The 17,209-nt window shown below is 72.2% G+C and carries 14 protein-coding genes; 11 read left to right on the top strand and 3 right to left on the bottom strand.

Annotation, left to right across the window (positions count from 1 at the left end; translation table 11 throughout):
- Positions 1 to 26 precede the first annotated feature (26 nt).
- Positions 27 to 1,160, top strand: coding sequence for a tRNA 2-thiouridine(34) synthase MnmA (mnmA, locus tag OHS33_RS25675; protein WP_330332768.1), 1,134 nt, complete (start codon positions 27 to 29; stop codon positions 1,158 to 1,160).
- Here the strand turns inward: mnmA and OHS33_RS25680 are convergent.
- On the bottom strand, positions 1,157 to 2,092 hold the full coding sequence (locus OHS33_RS25680) for an NADP-dependent oxidoreductase (RefSeq protein WP_330332769.1): 936 nt from the start codon (positions 2,090 to 2,092) through the stop codon (positions 1,157 to 1,159). The genes mnmA and OHS33_RS25680 overlap by 4 nt on opposite strands.
- A gap of 103 nt (positions 2,093 to 2,195) precedes the next feature.
- Here OHS33_RS25680 and OHS33_RS25685 point away from each other — a divergent pair, with 103 nt between their 5' ends.
- From OHS33_RS25685 to gatB, 10 genes are all read left to right on the top strand, one after another.
- Positions 2,196 to 3,164, top strand: a complete 969-nt coding sequence (locus tag OHS33_RS25685; RefSeq protein ID WP_330332770.1) for a GlxA family transcriptional regulator — start codon at positions 2,196 to 2,198, stop codon at positions 3,162 to 3,164.
- An 89-nt stretch (positions 3,165 to 3,253) separates the two neighbouring features.
- Complete coding sequence (locus OHS33_RS25690; RefSeq protein WP_330332771.1) at positions 3,254 to 3,598, top strand: DUF1330 domain-containing protein; 345 nt, start codon at positions 3,254 to 3,256, stop codon at positions 3,596 to 3,598.
- A 74-nt stretch (positions 3,599 to 3,672) separates the two neighbouring features.
- Positions 3,673 to 4,362 (top strand): SDR family oxidoreductase, encoded by a 690-nt coding sequence (locus tag OHS33_RS25695; protein ID WP_330332772.1) that lies wholly within the window; start codon positions 3,673 to 3,675, stop codon positions 4,360 to 4,362.
- On the top strand, positions 4,359 to 5,354 hold the full coding sequence (locus OHS33_RS25700) for a methionine synthase (protein ID WP_330332773.1): 996 nt from the start codon (positions 4,359 to 4,361) through the stop codon (positions 5,352 to 5,354). Before OHS33_RS25695 ends, OHS33_RS25700 begins: the two co-directional genes overlap by 4 nt.
- 30 nt (positions 5,355 to 5,384) lie before the next feature.
- Positions 5,385 to 7,679: an NAD-dependent DNA ligase LigA gene (gene ligA / locus OHS33_RS25705; RefSeq protein ID WP_330332774.1), complete on the top strand. Its 2,295-nt coding sequence runs from the start codon at positions 5,385 to 5,387 to the stop codon at positions 7,677 to 7,679.
- Between the two features lie 390 nt (positions 7,680 to 8,069).
- A complete protein-coding gene (locus OHS33_RS25710) occupies positions 8,070 to 10,469 on the top strand; it encodes a putative bifunctional diguanylate cyclase/phosphodiesterase (protein WP_330332775.1) in 2,400 nt (799 codons plus the stop codon).
- A gap of 491 nt (positions 10,470 to 10,960) precedes the next feature.
- Complete coding sequence (gatC, locus tag OHS33_RS25715; RefSeq protein WP_330332776.1) at positions 10,961 to 11,257, top strand: Asp-tRNA(Asn)/Glu-tRNA(Gln) amidotransferase subunit GatC; 297 nt, start codon at positions 10,961 to 10,963, stop codon at positions 11,255 to 11,257.
- Positions 11,257 to 12,762, top strand: a complete 1,506-nt coding sequence (gene gatA, locus OHS33_RS25720) for an Asp-tRNA(Asn)/Glu-tRNA(Gln) amidotransferase subunit GatA (RefSeq protein ID WP_330335203.1) — start codon at positions 11,257 to 11,259, stop codon at positions 12,760 to 12,762. The genes gatC and gatA overlap by 1 nt, the downstream gene beginning before the upstream one ends.
- Positions 12,759 to 12,998 (top strand): hypothetical protein, encoded by a 240-nt coding sequence (locus OHS33_RS25725; protein WP_330332777.1) that lies wholly within the window; start codon positions 12,759 to 12,761, stop codon positions 12,996 to 12,998. Before gatA ends, OHS33_RS25725 begins: the two co-directional genes overlap by 4 nt.
- A gap of 16 nt (positions 12,999 to 13,014) precedes the next feature.
- A complete protein-coding gene (gatB, locus tag OHS33_RS25730) occupies positions 13,015 to 14,523 on the top strand; it encodes an Asp-tRNA(Asn)/Glu-tRNA(Gln) amidotransferase subunit GatB (RefSeq protein WP_330332778.1) in 1,509 nt (502 codons plus the stop codon).
- 90 nt (positions 14,524 to 14,613) lie between these two features.
- Here gatB and OHS33_RS25735 read toward each other — a convergent pair whose 3' ends face one another.
- Both OHS33_RS25735 and OHS33_RS25740 read right to left on the bottom strand, forming a co-directional pair.
- Positions 14,614 to 16,284 (bottom strand): protein kinase domain-containing protein, encoded by a 1,671-nt coding sequence (locus tag OHS33_RS25735; RefSeq protein WP_443065351.1) that lies wholly within the window; start codon positions 16,282 to 16,284, stop codon positions 14,614 to 14,616.
- Positions 16,285 to 16,465: 181 nt separating this feature from the next.
- Positions 16,466 to 17,059 carry a dihydrofolate reductase family protein gene (locus tag OHS33_RS25740; RefSeq protein WP_330332780.1) on the bottom strand — a complete coding sequence of 198 codons (594 nt, stop codon included), beginning with the start codon at positions 17,057 to 17,059 and terminating at the stop codon, positions 16,466 to 16,468.
- Positions 17,060 to 17,209 lie beyond the last annotated feature (150 nt).

The raw sequence follows: 17,209 nt of genomic DNA on the forward strand, positions 1-17,209 counted from the left end.
CGGTTCCCCGTACCCTGGACGGTGCTATGACTGAGAACCTGCCGAGCACCCGCCCCCTTCGCGTCCTGGCCGCCATGTCCGGCGGCGTGGACTCCGCCGTCGCCGCCGCCCGCGCGGCCGAAGCCGGGCACGAGGTGACCGGTGTCCACCTCGCGCTGTCCGCGAACCCGCAGTCCTTCCGCACCGGAGCCCGCGGCTGCTGCACGATCGAGGACTCCCGTGACGCCCGCCGTGCCGCGGACGTCATCGGCATCCCCTTCTACGTGTGGGACCTGGCCGACCGTTTCCGCGAGGACGTCGTCGAGGACTTCATCGCCGAGTACGAGGCCGGGCGCACCCCGAACCCGTGCCTGCGCTGCAACGAGAAGATCAAGTTCGCCGCGCTGCTCGACAAGGCCCTCGCCCTCGGCTTCGACGCCGTCTGCACCGGCCACTACGCCACCGTCGTGCTGAACGAGGACGGCAGCCGCGAGCTGCACCGCGCCTCCGACATGGCCAAGGACCAGTCGTACGTCCTCGGCGTCCTCGACGAGAAGCAGCTCGCGCACGCCCTCTTCCCGCTCGGTGACACCCTCACCACCAAGGAAGAGATCCGCGCCGAGGCTGAGGCGCGCGGCCTGGCCGTCGCGAAGAAGCCCGACAGCCACGACATCTGCTTCATCGCCGACGGCGACACCCAGGGCTTCCTGGCCGGCCGCCTCGGCAAGGCCGAGGGCGACATCGTCGACGAGTCCGGCGCCAAGCTCGGCACCCACGAGGGCGCCTTCGGCTTCACCATCGGCCAGCGCAAGGGCCTGCGCATCGGGCACCCGGCGGCCGACGGCAAGCCGCGCTACGTCCTCGACATCTCCCCGGTGAACAACACCGTCACCGTCGGCCCCGTCGAGGCCCTCGACGTCAGCGCCCTCACCGCGATCCGCCCCCGCTGGTGCGGCTCCACGGCCGCCGCCCCGGGCACCTACACCGCGCAGCTGCGCGCCCACGGCGGCGAGACCGAGGTGTTCGCCGAGGTGGTCGAGGGCGAGCTGCGGGTGCGCTTCGCGGAGCCGGTCCGCGGCGTGGCCCCCGGCCAGGCGATCGTGCTCTACGACGGCACCCGCGTCGTCGGTTCCGCCACCATCGCGACGACGACGAAGGCCACGGACACCGTGTCGGCTTAAGCCGCGTCCTGGACCACCGTCAGGACGATCTTGCCGGTGGTCCGGCCCTGCTCGCCGATCTCGTGGGCCTTCGCGGCCTGCTCCAGCGGCAGCACCGTGTCGACCACCGGTCGGAGCTTGCCCTCCGCCACGAGGGCCGCGATGGCCTTGAGGCCCGCGTAGTCGGGTTCGACGAGGGTCCAGCCGGTGCGGAAGCCCCCGGCGTCGGCAGGCACGTCGTCGGGACCGTTCAGGGTGATCAGGTGTCCGCCGGGGCGCAGCACCTTCAAGGAGCGCACCCCGTAGTCGCCGCCGATGGCGTCGATCACGACGTCGACGTCCGATACCGCGTCCTCGAAGGCGGTGGTCCGGTAGTCGATCATCTCGTCGGCGCCGAGGGAGCGGACGAGGTCGTGCTTGGCGGCGCTCGCGGTCCCGATCACGTACGCGCCGAGCGCCTTCGCGATCTGGACGGCGAAGTGTCCGACGCCGCCGGCCGCGGCGTGCACCAGCACCCGCTGCCCGGGCCGCAGATCCGCGGTGTCGGTCAGCGCCTGCCAGGCGGTGAGCGCGGCGAGCGGGAGGGCGGCTGCCTGGACGTGGTCGATCGCGGCCGGCTTGTGGGTGAAGTGCCGGGCCGTGGCCGTGACGTACTCGGCGTACGCGCTCGCCTGCTGCGGGAAGCGCGGCATGCCGAAGACCTCGTCGCCCGGCTGGAAGAGCGTCACGCCGGGGCCGACGGCCTCGATCGTGCCGGACACGTCCCAGCCGACCATCGGGACCGGCCCCCAGGCGATGGGGGTGCCGCTGGCCCGCGTCTTCCAGTCGACGGGGTTCACCCCGGCCGCGTGGACCCGTACCAAGATCTCGCCCAGGCCCGGCTCGGGCCGTTCGATCTCGGTCTCGGTCAGTACCTCGGGCCCGCCCCACTGGCTGACGACGATGGCGCGCATGTGTTTCTCCTCAGGTGTGTCCGGTGCTGCTCTGGAACCAGCTTCGGTGCCCGGACGAGGCCGCGGTGTTGGCCGGACGGCCACCATGTGTCAGGATCTGGCCATGCACCGGATCGCCGTACTCGCCCTCGAAGGCGTCCCCCCGTTCGAGCTCGGGATCCCCTCACGGGTCTTCGGCAACGCCCTGGACGAGGCCGGGAACCCGCTCTACGAGCTGACCGTCTGCACCGCCGACGGGCAGCCCGTGACCAGCGACGCGGGCTTCACGGTCGGCGTCTCGGCGGGTCCCGAAGCCCTCGCCGTGGCCGACACCGTGATCATCACGCCCACGCACGCCATGGACGAGCTTGCGCACGGCGCGCCCCTGCCGCAGGAGCTGACCGACGCGCTCGCCGCGATCAGGCCCGGCACCCGGCTGGTCTCCCTCTGCACCGGCTCCTACGTCCTCGCCGCCGCCGGGCTGCTCGACGGCCGGCCCGCCACCACGCACTGGCTGCACGCGCCCGAGTTCCAGCGGGGCTTCCCGCGCGTCCGGCTCGACGAGGAGGTCCTCTTCGTGGACGACGGCGACATCCTCACCTCGGCGGGCGTGGCCGCCGGTGTCGACCTCTGCCTCTACATGATCCGCCAGGACCAGGGTTCCGCCGTCGCCAACCGCGCCGCGCGGCTGTGCGTGGTCCCGCCGTGGCGCGACGGCGGCCAGGCCCAGTACATCGACCGGCCCGTCCCCGTACCCACCGTCGCCACCACCACCGCCACCCGGGCCTGGGCTCTGGAACGCCTCGCCGAGCCGATCACTCTCACCGAGCTCGCCGATCACGCCCGGATGAGCCTGCGTACTTTCACCCGGCGGTTCCGCGAGGAGGTCGGCATGACCCCGGTGCAGTGGCTCACCGGGCAACGCCTGGAGGCCGCCCGCCAGTTGCTGGAATCCTCCGACCTCCCGGTCGACCTCGTCGCCCACCGGGCCGGCTTCGGCTCGGCCAACTCCCTGCGCCAGCACATGCGGACCTCGCTCGGAGTGTCGCCGATCGCCTACCGGCGCACCTTCCGTCCCGCCGCGGCGGCATGACCCGCGGGGTAATCGACGCCGTTCCGCGGCCGGGGCAGGATCGGACCAACAGCCGGTCCCGCCACGGAAGAAGAGGACACCGAGCCGCCATGACCGCATACGCGATCGCCCACCTGCGCCCCGACACGATGAACGACGACATCCTGCGCTACATCGAGGAGATCCAGGCCACCATGGACCCCTTCGAGGGCGCCTTCCTCGTCCACGGCGCCACCCCCGAGGTCCTGGAGGGCCCCTTCCCCGGCACCGTGGTGGTCATCGGCTTCCCGGACATCGAGCGCGCCCGCGCCTGGTACGCCTCGCCCGCCTACCAGGAGCTCCTCCCGCTGCGCACCCGCCACATCCCCGGCGAGGCCGTCCTCATCGACGGCGTCCCCCCGGGCTACGACGCCACGAAGAGGGCGGCGGCACTGCGCGCGGCCGCCGGGCTCTGACGAAAAGGGCCGGGGAGGGGCGGGCGCGGGCCGGACGGACCGGACCGGGCGGCCGGGGTGCGAGCATGGGCGGTATGGCTACCCACCTCATCACCGGCGCCGGCTCCGGCATCGGCGCCGCCGTCGCGCGCCGCCTGCACGCACGCGGCGACGAACTCATCCTCATCGCCCGCGACGCCGCCCGCGGCAAGGAGCTGACCGCCCTCTTCCCCGGCTCGCGCGCGCTCGTCGCGGACCTCGCCGACCCCGACCGGATCTCCTGGGCCTTCTCCCACCAGGCGCTGCCCGACCGGCTCGACTCCCTGCTGCACATCGCCGGGATCGTCGACCTCGGCCCGGTCGGCGAGCTGCGCCCCAAGACCTGGCACCAGCAGCTCAACCTCAACCTGATCGCCCCCGCCGAGCTGACCCGGCTCACGCTGCCCTCGCTGCGCGCCTCCCGCGGGCAGGTCCTCTTCGTGAACTCCGGCGCCGGACTCACCGCGCACGCGGAGTGGGGCGCGTACGCCGCCTCCAAGCACGGACTGCGCGCGCTGGCCGACGCGTTGCGCGCCGAGGAGAAGCCGAACGGGATCCGCGTCACCTCCGTGTACCCGGGACGCACCGCCACCCCGATGCAGGCCAAGGTCCGCTCCCAGGAGGGCGAGAGCTACGACGCGGCCGACTGGATCGACCCCGAGTCCGTCGCCACCACCATCCTGATGGCCCTCGACCTGCCCCGCGACGCGGAGGTCAACGACCTCTCCGTGCGGCCCGGACGATGAGCGCACCCGTGACCGGCGCGGCCACCGGAGTCGGCTCGCTGCCCGGCGCGGACGCCCGCGAGGCCGCCAAGACCGTCACCGGGTCCTTCGAGGACTTCCCGTACCTCGCCGAGCTGCCCGCCCGCGGGCCCGGCGCCGACATGATCGGGCGCTCGCTGGGGCTGCTCGTCGACATGTACGCGCACGTCGAGCCCAGCGGCTGGCGCCTCAGCGACCGTCCCGGCCGGGACACCAAGCGGGCCCGGTCCTGGCTCGGCGAGGACCTCGACGCGCTGGAGGAGTTCACCCAGGGCTACCAGGGCAAGCTCAAGGTGCAGGTGGTCGGGCCGTGGACGCTCGCCGCCGCCCTGGAACTGCACGGCGGCGAGGCCGTCCTGCGGGACCCGGGCGCCTGCCGGGACCTGGCCGGTTCGCTGGCCGAAGGACTGCGGGAACACCTGGCGGATGTGCAGAAACGCATCCCCGGCGCGGAGATCGTGCTCCAGGTCGACGAGCCCTCGCTGACCGCGGTCCTGCGCGGGCACGTCCGTACGGCCAGCGAGTACCGCACCTACCGGGCCGTCGACCGGCAGGTGGTGGAAGGCGCGCTGCGGGACCTGTTCGCCGTGCACGATGGGGAGGCCGTCGTGCACTCCTGCGCGCCGGACGTCCCCTTCGCACTGCTGCGGCGGGCCGGGGTCGCGGGCGTGTCGTTCGATTTCTCCTTGCTCACCGAGCGCGATGACGACGTCATCGGCGAAGCCGTTGAGGACGGCATGAAACTCTTCGCCGGAGTGGTGGCGGGGACCGACGGTCCGTTGTCAGACCCGGGCGGTAGCGTCATGGGTGTCAGGAAGCTTTGGCGCAGGCTGGGGCTGGCCCCGGGGACCCTCGCGGAGTCCGTCGTGGTCACCCCGTCGTGCGGTCTGGCGGGCGCCTCGCCCGCCTACGCCCGCGCGGCGATGGCGCATTGCGTCAAGGCGGCGAGGTCGCTCGCCGACAACCCTGAGTGACGTAGAGACGGGCCCACGGGAGGACACGGCATGGCAGCCGAACAGAAGCACGGTGACGGCACGGCGGCGGGCGCGGCCACGGGCACGGCGGCCGCGGCCGACGCACCGGCGGCGGTGCTGGAGCAGCACGCGCTGCTCGCCGAGCAGATCGAGGAACACCGCTTCCGGTACTACGTGAACGACCAGCCGGTCGTCACCGACGCCGAGTTCGACACCCTGCTGCGCTCGCTGGAGGCCCTGGAGGAGCAGTACCCGCAGCTGCGCACCCCCGACTCGCCCACCCAGAAGGTGGCGGGGGCCTATGTCACCGACTTCGCCTCCGTCGAGCACCGCGAGCGGCTGCTCTCCCTCGACAACGCCTTCGACGACGAGGAGCTGGCGGCCTGGGCCGAGCGGGTGGCCCGGGACGTCAACACCTCCGACTACCACTATCTGTGCGAGCTGAAGGTCGACGGCCTCGCCGTCAACCTCACCTACGAGAACGGCCGGCTGACCCGTGCCGCCACCCGCGGTGACGGCCGCAGCGGCGAGGACATCACGCCCAACGTCCGCACCATCGCCGAGATCCCCGACCGGCTGTCCGGGGACCGCGTCCCGGCCTTCGTCGAGATCCGCGGCGAGGTCTACTTCCCGATGGAGAAGTTCGAAGAGCTGAACGCCCGCCTGGTCGAGGCGGGCGACAAGCCCTTCGCCAACCCGCGCAACGCGGCCGCCGGTTCACTGCGCCAGAAGGACCCCAAGGTCACCGCGACCCGCCCGCTGCACATGGTGGTCCACGGCATCGGCGCCCGCGAGGGCTTCGACATCGACCGGCTCTCGCACGCCTACGAACTGCTCCACGAATGGGGCCTGCCCACCGCCCGGTACAACAAGGTGGTCGGCTCCCTCGCCGAAGTCCGTGAGTTCATCGCCCACTTCGGCGAGAACCGGCACTCGGTGGCCCATGAGATCGACGGCGTCGTCGTCAAGCTCGACGAGATCCCGCTCCAGGGCCGACTCGGCTCCACCGCGCGCGCCCCGCGCTGGGCGATCGCCTGGAAGTACGCGCCCGAAGAGGTCAACAGCAAGCTGATCGACATCAAGGTCGGCGTCGGCCGCACCGGCCGGGTCACCCCCTACGCGCAGGTCGAGCCGGTGACGGTGGCCGGGTCCGAGGTCGAGTTCGCCACCCTGCACAACCAGCAGGTCGTCAAGGCCAAGGGCGTCCTCATCGGGGACACCGTGGTCCTGCGCAAGGCCGGTGACGTCATCCCCGAGATCCTCGGCCCGGTGGTGGACCTGCGCGACGGCAGCGAGCGCGAGTTCGTGATGCCCGCCGACTGCCCCGAGTGCGGCACCCCGCTGCGCCCGATGAAGGAAGGCGACATCGACGTCCGGTGTCCCAACGCGCAGACCTGCCCCGCCCAGTTGCGCGAGCGGCTCTTCTACCTCGTCGGCCGCGAATGCCTGGACATCGAGAACTTCGGCAAGGTCGCCGCCGCCGCGCTCACCAGACCGCTGGAACCGGCCGTCGCCCCGCTGCTGGACGAGGGCGACCTGTTCGACCTCACCATCGAACAGCTGCTCCCCATCAAGGCGTACGTCCTGGACGCGGACAGCGGGCTGCCCAAGCACGACCCCAAGACCGGCGAGGAGAAGATCGTCACGGTCTTCGCCAACCAGAAGGGCGAGCCCAGGAAGAACGCCCTGGCCCTGCTGGAGAACGTGGCGGCGGCCAAGGACCGGCCGCTCGCCCGCTTCATCAACGGCCTCTCGATCCGGCACGTCGGACCGGTCGCGGCGGCCACGCTGGCCCGCGAGTTCCGTTCCATCGAGCGGATCGAGGCGGCGACGGAAGAGGAACTCGCCGCCACCGAAGGCGTCGGCGCCATCATCGCCGCCGCCCTCAAGGAATGGTTCGCCGTCGACTGGCACCAGGAGATCCTCGCCAAGTGGCGGGCCGCCGGGGTCCGGATGGAGGACGAGGTCTCCGCCGAGGAGGAGGGGCCGCGCCCGCTGGAGGGCCTGACCGTCGTCGTCACCGGCACGCTCGCGAGCCACACGCGCGACGGCGCCAAGGACGCCCTGCAGAGCCGCGGAGCCAAGGTGACCGGATCGGTCTCCAAGAAGACCTCCTTCGTCGTCGTCGGCGACAACCCGGGCTCCAAGTACGACAAGGCCGTCCAGTTGAAGCTCTCGATCCTGGACGACGCGGGCTTCGCCGTCCTGCTGGAGCAGGGCCCCGAGGCGGCGCGCGAGGCCGCCCTGCCGCTGGAGGAGCCCGCCGCCGCTCCTGCCGCCGCCCTCGACACCGCCGCGCTCGACACGGCCGCCGAATCGGAGTAACGAAAGAGCACGGGTCGACCGGCGGCGGAGCGGCCGGAGGCGAACGGATGCGTGGCGTGCGGCCGTACGGGCGGGCGCACGCCGGGCGCGCGAGGTGGTCGTGAACGGCCGGTACCGGCCTAGCCGCAAGGCGTTGACCTGTCGGATCATCGCAAGGGTGACCCGGAAGTCCTGGTCCGGCCTCACCCGTTCGGCGGATACCGTACTGATGAGGATGGCTGGGTCGTATTCGGGCAACCGCCGTCGACCGCTGCCCTTGGGAGCCCCTCGCGTCCTACTGTTGAGGGGTGCGCCTGTCGTGCACGGTTGCGGGACGCGAATCCAGCCGTGATGGCATGACATCGGGGCCATCACGAGGCAACGGCATCGCCGGCTGTGAGAGGGACGGGCATGAAACCCATCGAAAGCGCCGACCCGCCACCGGATTTCGGCGGGACGGGCGGGGAACTGCCGTCCCTGCGGACGGACCGGGCGGCCCGCACCGCCGGGCGGGGGAGCCGCGCCGGACACGCGCGCCGCGACGGACGTGCCCCCCGGCCCGAGCGCGCACCGCGCGCCGAACGCCCGGTACGGCAGGAGCGCCCGGCCGTCGCCGAGCGCCCCGCCCAGCCCCCGCGGTACGGCGTACGGACCACCCGCACGCCCGAACCCCACCCGCCCGAGGCCGGATCCGGAGCGGGCTCCGGCGGCGGGCCGGGCACCGAGGTCCACGGCTGGCGCGCCGCACTCCCGTTCGCCGTCGTCGGCCTCTCCCTCGTCGTCCTCGTCGTCGGGATCGCCCGGGCGCTGAGTGACCGTCACGCCCTGTTCCCCGGCGGCGCCGCCGGATGGGGCCTCGCCCTGCTCACCGGCATCATCGTCGGCCACCTCGTCGCGCTCGGCCGGGACCGCTGGTGGGGCGGCACCGGCTCCGGCGCCGCCCTCACCCTCGGCGTGCTCATCCTCTACGGCTGGATCCCGGCCGGGCTCGTCTCGCTCGCCGTGGTCTCCCTCGTCGGCGCCGCCCGCAGGCACCGCTGGCGCCAGGGCCTGCTGCACGGCTCCGCCGACATCCTCGGCATCGCCGCGGGGGCGCTCGTACTCGCCCTCTTCGGCCAGGCGCCCAGCGTCGAGGTGCCCTGGCAGCCCACCGGCTGGGGGCCCGGGGCGATCCCCGAGATCACCCTCGTCGCCATCGCCTACCTGCTGGTCACCCGGGTCCTGCTGTGGCTCGCCCTGACCCCGCGCGGCCGCGGGCTGCCCACCGTCGCCCGCACCGCGCTGATCCGCCAGGCCCTGGTCGCCGCGGCGCTGCTCGGCATCGCCCCGCTGATCTGCGTGGTCGCCATCACCCTGCCCGTCCTGCTGCCCCTCTTCGCCGTCCCGCTGATCGCCCTCGACTCCACCCTGTGGATCGCCCGGGCCCGCGCCGAGGAACAACTGCGCGACCCGCTCACCGGACTGCCCAACCGGCAGTGGCTGCTGGAGCGCGCCTGGCGGGCCCTGGACGAGGCTGAACGTATCGGCACCCGCTCCGCCCTGGTCCTCATCGACCTCGACCGCTTCCGCGCCGTCAACGACACCCTGGGCCACCTCGCCGGAGACCGGCTGCTCCTCCAGATCGCCGACCGGCTCCGCCAGGCCCTGCCCGAGGACGCCGAAGTGGCCCGGCTCGGCGGCGACGAGTTCGCCGTCCTGCTGCCCGTCGCCGACTCCACCACCAGCGCCCAGCGGGTGGCCCGCCACCTCGTCGCCGAACTCAGCTCGCCGCTCGACCTCGACGGGCTCACCCTCGTCCTGGAGGCCAGCGCGGGCCTCGCCGTCTTCCCCGACCACGCCCTCGACGCCGAAGGGCTGCTGCGGCGGGCCGACGTCGCGATGTACCAGGCGAAGCGGGACCGCACCGGAGTCGAGGTCTACGAGTCCAAGCGGGACAGCAACACCCCCGACCGGCTCGGTCTCCTCGGCGACCTGCGGCGCGCGCTCGACGCGGGCGAGGTGGAACTCCACTACCAGCCCAAGGTCCGCTTCGACGGACAGGTCGCCGGACTGGAGGCCCTCGTCCGCTGGGTGCACCCCGAACGGGGGCGCGTCTCGCCCGACGAGTTCATCGCGATCGCGGAGACCTCCGGTCTGATGCCGCACCTGACGGAGTACGTGCTCGAAACCGCGCTGGCCCAGGTCGCCCGCTGGCGGGCCCAGGGCCTGAAGGTGCCGGTCGCCGTCAACGTCTCACCGCGCGACGTGCACACCCCCGGCTTCGCCGGGGCCGTCGCCGCGCGGCTCGCCCGGCACGGGGTGCCCGCGAGCGGGCTGCAACTGGAGATAACGGAGCACGTCCTGCTGGAGGACCCGCAGCGGGCCGCCGACACCATGGCGGGGCTCACCGGGCACGGCGTGAAGATGTCGCTCGACGACTTCGGGACGGGCTACTCCTCCCTCGTCCACCTGCGGCGGCTGCCCGTCAGCGAACTGAAGATCGACCGGTCCTTCGTGGCGCGGCTGGCCGTCGACGCGCAGGACGCGGAGATCGTCCGCTGCACGGTGGACCTGGCCCACTCCCTCGGCCTGCTGGTCGTGGCCGAGGGCGTCGAGGACGACGAGACCTGGGAGCGGCTGCGGGACCTGGGCTGCGATGCGGTGCAGGGGTGGCTGGTGGCCGCCGCGATGCCGCCCGCCGAGGCCACGGCCTGGCTGCTGGCGCGCGGCGAGCGGGGCTGGCGGCGCCCGGCCGACATCACGGCGGAACTCGCCGCCGCCGCGGCCGCGACCCCGGATTCCGCCCGCCAATCCGGCCCACCCGGCGTGTGAGGGCATCTTCGGGTTCCGGGCTGCGCCCGGGGTGCCTCCGGCGGCGCCTCAAACGCCGGCGGGGCTGGGTCGGGCGCCCGGCAGGGCCGGCCTCAGGCCCGGCATTCCAGCCGGCCCGGCGCTTGAGGGCGTCTTCGGGTTCCGGGCTGTGCCCGGGTGCCTCCGGCGGCGCCTCAAACGCCGGCGGGGCTGGTTTGTCCGCCCGGCAGGGCCAGCCTCAGGCCCGGCATTCCAGCCTGCCCGGCGTTTGAGGGCATCTTTGAGCCGCGCCGGCGATTGAGGCGCGGGTTCCGGGCTGCGCCCGGGTGCCTCCGGCGGCGCCTCAAACGCCGGCGGGGCTGGGTCGGGCGCCAGGCGGGGCCGGTTCGGCGCCCGGCAGGGTCGCACGCCGCGCCCCCCGGGGACGGAACCGTTTCGTGGGTCGGGCGCCCCGCCCCATAGGATTGGGGCCGAAACCTGAATCCCGATACACCACCCCAGAGGATCGCTGCATGCCTGGCATCACGCGCGAGGAGGTCGCCCACCTCGCTCGGCTGGCACGTCTGGAGCTGAAAAGCGAAGAGCTCGACCACTTCGCCGGACAGCTCGACGACATCATCGGCGCGGTCGCCCGCGTTTCCGAGGTTGCCGACCAAGACGTCCCGCCGACCTCCCACCCGCTCCCGCTGACGAACGTCATGCGCGCGGACGAGGTCCGTCCGTCGCTCACCCCCGCGCAGGCGCTGGCCGGCGCCCCCGCTCAGGAGCAGCAGCGTTTCAAGGTGCCGCAGATCCTGGGGGAGGACTAATCACCATGACGGACATCAACATCATCAAGCTCACGGCAGCCCAGACCGCCGAGAAGATCGCCTCCGGCGAGCTGACGGCCGTCCAGGTCGCCGAGGCGCACCTCGCCCGCATCGAGGCCGTCGACGAGAAGGTCAACGCCTTCCTGCACGTCGACCGTGAGGGCGCGCTCGCCCAGGCCGCGGCCGTCGACGCGAAGCGGGAGCGGGGCGAGAAGCTCGGCCCGCTGGCCGGCGTACCGCTCGCGCTCAAGGACATCTTCACGACCGTCGGGGTCCCGACGACCGTCGGTTCGAAGATCCTGGAGGGCTGGATCCCGCCGTACGACGCCACCCTGACGCGCAAGCTGAAGGAGGCCGACGTCGTCATCCTCGGCAAGACCAACATGGACGAGTTCGCCATGGGGTCGTCGACGGAGAACAGCGCCTACGGTCCGACCGGCAACCCCTGGGACCTCACCCGCATCCCCGGCGGCTCCGGCGGCGGCTCCGCGGCCGCGCTGGCCGCCTTCGAGGCCCCGCTCGCCATCGGCACGGACACCGGCGGTTCCATCCGCCAGCCCGCCGCCGTCACCGGCACCGTCGGCGTGAAGCCCACGTACGGCGCGGTCTCCCGCTACGGCATGGTCGCCTTCTCCTCGTCCCTGGACCAGGGCGGCCCCTGCGGCCGCACCGTCCTGGACACGGCCCTGCTCCACGAGGTCATCGCCGGTCACGACCCGCTGGACTCCACCTCCATCGACGCCCCGGTCCCGCCGGTCGTCGAGGCGGCCCGCAACGGCTCCGTCGCGGGCATGCGCGTCGGCGTGGTCAAGCAGTTCGCCGGTGAGGGCTACCAGGCCGGTGTCGTCCAGCGCTTCAACGAGTCGGTCGAGCTGCTCAAGGAGCTGGGCGCCGAGATCGTCGAGCTGGACTGCCCGTCCTTCGACCTCGCGATGGCTGCGTATTACCTGATCGCGCCGTCCGAGGCCTCCTCGAACCTGGCCCGTTTCGACGCCATGCGCTACGGCCTGCGCGTCGGCGACGACGGCACCAAGTCCGCCGAGGACGTCACCGCCCTGACCCGCGAAGCCGGTTTCGGCGACGAGGTCAAGCGCCGCATCATCCTCGGTACGTACGCGCTCAGCTCCGGCTACTACGACGCGTACTACGGCTCGGCCCAGAAGGTCCGCACGCTCATCACCAAGGACTTCGAGAAGTCCTTCGAGCAGGTGGACGTGATCGTCTCCCCGACCACGCCCACCACCGCCTTCCCGATCGGTGAACGCACCGACGACCCGCTGGCGATGTACCTCGCGGACCTGTGCACCATCCCGACCAACCTGGCCGGCAACTCCGCCATGTCGCTGCCCTGCGGCCTGGCACCGGAGGACGGTCTCCCGGTCGGTCTGCAGATCATCGCCCCCGCCATGAAGGACGACCGGCTCTACAAGGTCGGCGCGGCCGTCGAGGCCGCCTTCGTCGCGCGCTGGGGTCACCCGCTGCTGGAGGAGGCTCCGTCCCTGTGAGTGCACTGACCAAGGCCAAAGGCTTCAAGAAGTCCAAGTCCGGTACGTACCTGTCGATCGGTACGACCGCCTTCGGCGCGCTGAGCGTGGTCAAGCAGGCCAAGAAGGCCCGTACCGAGCACGACACGCTGAAGCTGGTCGACGCCGTCGTGTCCGCCGCCGCCATCATCACCGGTCTCGCGATCCTGTACCGCGAGCTGAAGCGCCTGGGCGACGACGACGTCCTGCTCGGCTGAGAGGGAAAGTTTCACCGTGACCGCAACCGAACTCCTGTCGTACGAGGACGCCCTCGCGTCGTACGACCCCGTCATGGGCCTTGAGGTCCACGTCGAGCTGGGCACCCGCACCAAGATGTTCTGCGGCTGCTCGACCGAGCTGGGCGCCGAGCCCAACTCGCAGACCTGCCCCACCTGCCTCGGCCTGCCCGGCGCGCTCCCGGTCGTCAACGAGATCGGCATCGAGTCGGCGATCAAGATCGGTCTCGCGCTGAACTGCGAGATCGCCGAGTGGTGCCGCTTCGCCCGGAAGAACTACTTCTATCCGGACATGCCGAAGAACTTCCAGACCTCCCAGTACGACGAGCCGATCGCCTTCAACGGCTTCCTCGACGTGCAGCTGGAGGACGGCGAGATCTTCCGCGTGGAGATCGAGCGCGCCCACATGGAGGAGGACACCGGCAAGTCGCTGCACGTCGGCGGTGCCACCGGCCGTATCCACGGCGCGTCCCACTCCCTGCTGGACTACAACCGCGCCGGCATCCCGCTCATCGAGATCGTCACCAAGCCGATCGAGGGAGCGGGCGAGCGCGCCCCCGAGGTCGCCAAGGCGTACGTCGCCGAGCTGCGCGAGGTCATCAAGGCGCTGGGCGTCTCCGAGGCCCGCATGGACAAGGGCCAGATGCGCTGCGACGTGAACCTGTCGCTGCGCCCCACCCCGGAGTCCGAGTTCGGCACCCGCAGCGAGACGAAGAACGTCAACTCGCTGCGCAGCGTCGAGCGCGCGGCCCGCTTCGAGATCCAGCGCCACGCGGCGGTGCTCTCGTCGGGCGGCTCGATCCTCCAGGAGACCCGTCACTTCCACGAAGAGGACGGCTCCACCACCTCCGGCCGCATCAAGGACAACGCCGAGGACTACCGGTACTTCCCGGAGCCCGACCTCGTCCCGATCGCCCCGGCCCGCACCTGGGTCGAGGAACTGCGCGCCGGACTCCCCGAGATGCCCCGTGTGCGCCGCAACCGGCTGCGCGAGGAGTGGGGGGTCACCGAGCACGACATGCAGTCGATCCTCAACGCGGGCGCGGTGGACTCCATCGTCGCCACCACCGAGGCGGGCGCCGACTCGGCCGCCGCGCGCAAGTGGTGGATGGGCGAGCTGGCCCGTAACGCCAACGAGCAGGGCGTCGTCGTCGACGAACTGCCGATCACCCCGGCGCAGGTCGCCCGGGTAGCGGCGCTCGTCGCCGGCGGCGAGCTGAACGACAAGCTCGCCCGCCAGGTCATCGAGGGCGTCCTCGCGGGCGAGGGCACCCCGGACGAGGTCGTCGAGAAGCGCGGCCTCAAGGTCGTCTCGGACGACGGCGCGCTCGGCGCGGCCGTCGACGAGGCCATCGCGGGCAACGCGGCCATCGCGGACAAGATCCGCGGCGGCAAGGTCGCGGCCGTCGGCGCGCTGGTCGGCGCGGTCATGAAGACCACGCGCGGCCAGGCGGACGCGGCGCGCGTCAAGGAACTGATCCTGGAACGCCTGGGCGTCTCGGAGTAGTTCCCGCCGTTCAGGTACCCGTTCAGGTACCCGTTCACGTGAAGGGGCCGTATCCGCGATCTCGCGGGTACGGCCCCTTCGCGCGTCGCGCTACTTCTTGAGCGTGGGCTCCCCGAGGACGAGGGTGCCCATGTGGCAGCCGCTGCCCGTGTTGGCGTACGCGATGGAGAGCCGCAGGCCGTTCGAGACGTCCAGGTTCAGCGTCTGCGGGGCCCCGAGGTCCACCTCACCGGTGAACACGGCCTTGTTGTCCACCGAAATGGTCAGCCTGGAGGCCCGGTCCGCCGAGGAGTCGTCGATGCCCGCGACCATCGTCAGCGTCTTCCACTCCCGGCTCAGGTTGTACTCGGTGCTGCCCTTGCACCGCTCCTCGCCGGCGACCCCGTCGGGGAGCAGCGCGGTGTCGTAGCGCTTCGCGTCCAGGGTGCCGCTCCCCGCGGCGAGCCAGCCGTATTTGTCCTTGGCGACCGGATTCATGAGGGCGAGCGAGGTGGAGTCCGGACTGGACGGCGTCGGCTGCGCGGTGGGCTGACCGGCGGGCTGACCGGCCGCCGACGGACCGCCGGGCTTGGCGGTGCTCCCCGACTGGCCGCCCGTCCCCGTCGCCGTCCCCTTGTCCTTGTCCTTGCCGATCAGTTGTACGCCGACCACCGCGAGGACGGCGATGACGAGCACCCCGCCCACCGCCCCCAGGATCCGTCCGGTCCGCTTCCGCTGGAGGGGTGGCCGGGGTCCGGGCGCCGGGGCCACCGGCCACGGGGCCGGGGCCCGCATCGGCATGTAGGCGGGCGGGACCGACGGCGGCGGTGTCTGCGCGACCGGCGCCCCGGCGACCGGGGCCGTCGCCACCGGCGGGGCGGCGGGCAGCGGCGGGACGAAGGGGGCCCGCGGCACCGGCACCGCGCCCTGGACCGGCACCGCGCCCTGGACCGGCACGGGCCCCGAGGTCGAGGTGGTCGTGGAGACCACCGCGCGCCGGAGGTCCTTCATCCACCCGGTCAGGCTGACCGGTCGCTCGTCCGGGTCGGCGCAGTGCAGCGCGAGGATCCGCGCCCGCGCATCCTCGTCCAGCACGGCGATCTGCGGCAGCGCCGCCATGGCCCGCGCCAGCAGCTCCGGGGTCGGGGGCGGCGACTCGCCGCTGAGCAGGAAGTACGCGATCGCCCCGAAGGCGTACCGGTCGGTGCCCGGGGTCCGCTTGCCGTCGAAGACCTCGGGGGCGGCGTACCCGGGGGTGAACCAGACCTCGGCCGTCTGGTGGTCCGCGGTGAGTTTGCTGAGCCCGAAGTCCACCAGGGTGGCCTGCCCGTGCTCATCGACCATCACATTGCCGGGTGACAGGTCACCGTGGATGACGGTCCGGCCGGACGGGGTGGCACGCCCCGAGTGCAGCCAGTCCAGTACGTCCGCGAGCTGCTCCAGCGTCCGCATCAGCTCGCGCCGCTCGCCGGGCGTGGTGAAGGCCCGCTCGGCCCGCCAGTCCCGCAGGTCGAGGCCGTCCACGCGGTTCATGACGAGGACCAGGGCGCGCCCGCTGACCGTGTCCGACTCCCCGGACCGGTGGATCGGCGGGCCCTGGAAGTGCTCCCGGACCCCGACCACGCCCGGCCGGTGCACGAAGCGCAGCAGCTCGGCCTGCTCGTTCCACTTCTGGCTGATCCGCTCGAAGAGCTCCGGCGTCAGGGTCGTCTTCGCGTCGAGCACCTTGACGACCACGGGTTCCGCTCCGCCCGCCAGGTCTATCTCCGCGAGGTAGAGCACGGCCTCCCCGCCGCGACCGATGGACCGGAGGAGCCGGTACCGGTCGGGCGCGGAGTCGGGCCCTATGTGCAAGTTCTGGCCGGCCAATGTCCCCCCAGCTGTGATCAGTGGGGGTCAGTTTTTCGTGTGGGGCGGGGACGGTCAATTCGTGTCCGGCCCGAGGCACTTGACCGGCCGTGCGCTATCCGGCGGCCGGGCGGTAGGTGCACACGATGACTCCGGCGGGGCTGGTGGCCGTGGAGACCAGTTCGAGCGTGTGCAGCCGGCCGTCGTCCGGGAAGATCGTCTTGCCGCCGCCGACGAGCACCGGCATGACGATCAGCCGCAGCTCATCGGCCAGGCCCTCGCTCAGCAGGGTGCGGACGAGGGTCGGGCTGCCCATCACGGCCAGGTCGCCGCCGTCCGCCGCGCGCAGCTCCCGGATGCGGGCGACGGCGTCCGCGCCGGGGATGCGGGTGGTGTTGTTCCAGTCGAGCTTGTCGTCGCCGAGGGTGTCGGAGACGACGTACTTGGGAAGCGAGTTCATCTGGTCGGCGAAGGGGTCGCCGGCCCGCTCGGGCCAGGCCCCGGCCATCGTCTGCCAGGTGCGGCGCCCGAAGAGCAGCGCGCCGGCGGTGGCCAGGGAGCCGGCGAAGGCCCCGCCGACCACCTCCGGGTCGAAGAACGGGTGCGACCAGCCGCCGTGGGCGAAGCCGCCGTCCGGGTCCTCGCCGGGCCCGCCCGGAGCCTGCACGACACCGTCCAGGCTGATGAACTCGGTGATGACGATGCGCATGGTGACTCGCTCCTCTTGCGTTTTCGGGTCTACGTCATTGAAGACCGGCGGAGCGTCCGGAAGTCATCGTCCACGGCGATCTTGGTGAAGTGATCTGGATCACATTGATTCTGTAGCGATCGCTAGTTAAATCCGATACCTTTCTTTCCG

The sequence above is a fragment of the Streptomyces sp. NBC_00536 genome (genome assembly GCF_036346295.1).
Taxonomy (GTDB): Bacteria; Actinomycetota; Actinomycetes; order Streptomycetales; family Streptomycetaceae; genus Streptomyces.

What these genes read in the sequence shown, in the direction of transcription:
- OHS33_RS25700 (WP_330332773.1), top strand. Translation starts at nt 4,359, where the DNA reads ATGAGCGCACCCGTGACCGGCGCGGCCACCGGAGTCGGCTCGCTGCCC.
- mnmA (WP_330332768.1), top strand. Translation starts at nt 27, where the DNA reads ATGACTGAGAACCTGCCGAGCACCCGCCCCCTTCGCGTCCTGGCCGCC.
- OHS33_RS25680 (WP_330332769.1), bottom strand. Translation starts at nt 2,092, where the DNA reads ATGCGCGCCATCGTCGTCAGCCAGTGGGGCGGGCCCGAGGTACTGACC.
- OHS33_RS25685 (WP_330332770.1), top strand. Translation starts at nt 2,196, where the DNA reads ATGCACCGGATCGCCGTACTCGCCCTCGAAGGCGTCCCCCCGTTCGAG.
- OHS33_RS25740 (WP_330332780.1), bottom strand. Translation starts at nt 17,059, where the DNA reads ATGCGCATCGTCATCACCGAGTTCATCAGCCTGGACGGTGTCGTGCAG.
- OHS33_RS25690 (WP_330332771.1), top strand. Translation starts at nt 3,254, where the DNA reads ATGACCGCATACGCGATCGCCCACCTGCGCCCCGACACGATGAACGAC.
- OHS33_RS25710 (WP_330332775.1), top strand. Translation starts at nt 8,070, where the DNA reads ATGAAACCCATCGAAAGCGCCGACCCGCCACCGGATTTCGGCGGGACG.
- OHS33_RS25695 (WP_330332772.1), top strand. Translation starts at nt 3,673, where the DNA reads ATGGCTACCCACCTCATCACCGGCGCCGGCTCCGGCATCGGCGCCGCC.
- ligA (WP_330332774.1), top strand. Translation starts at nt 5,385, where the DNA reads ATGGCAGCCGAACAGAAGCACGGTGACGGCACGGCGGCGGGCGCGGCC.
- gatC (WP_330332776.1), top strand. Translation starts at nt 10,961, where the DNA reads ATGCCTGGCATCACGCGCGAGGAGGTCGCCCACCTCGCTCGGCTGGCA.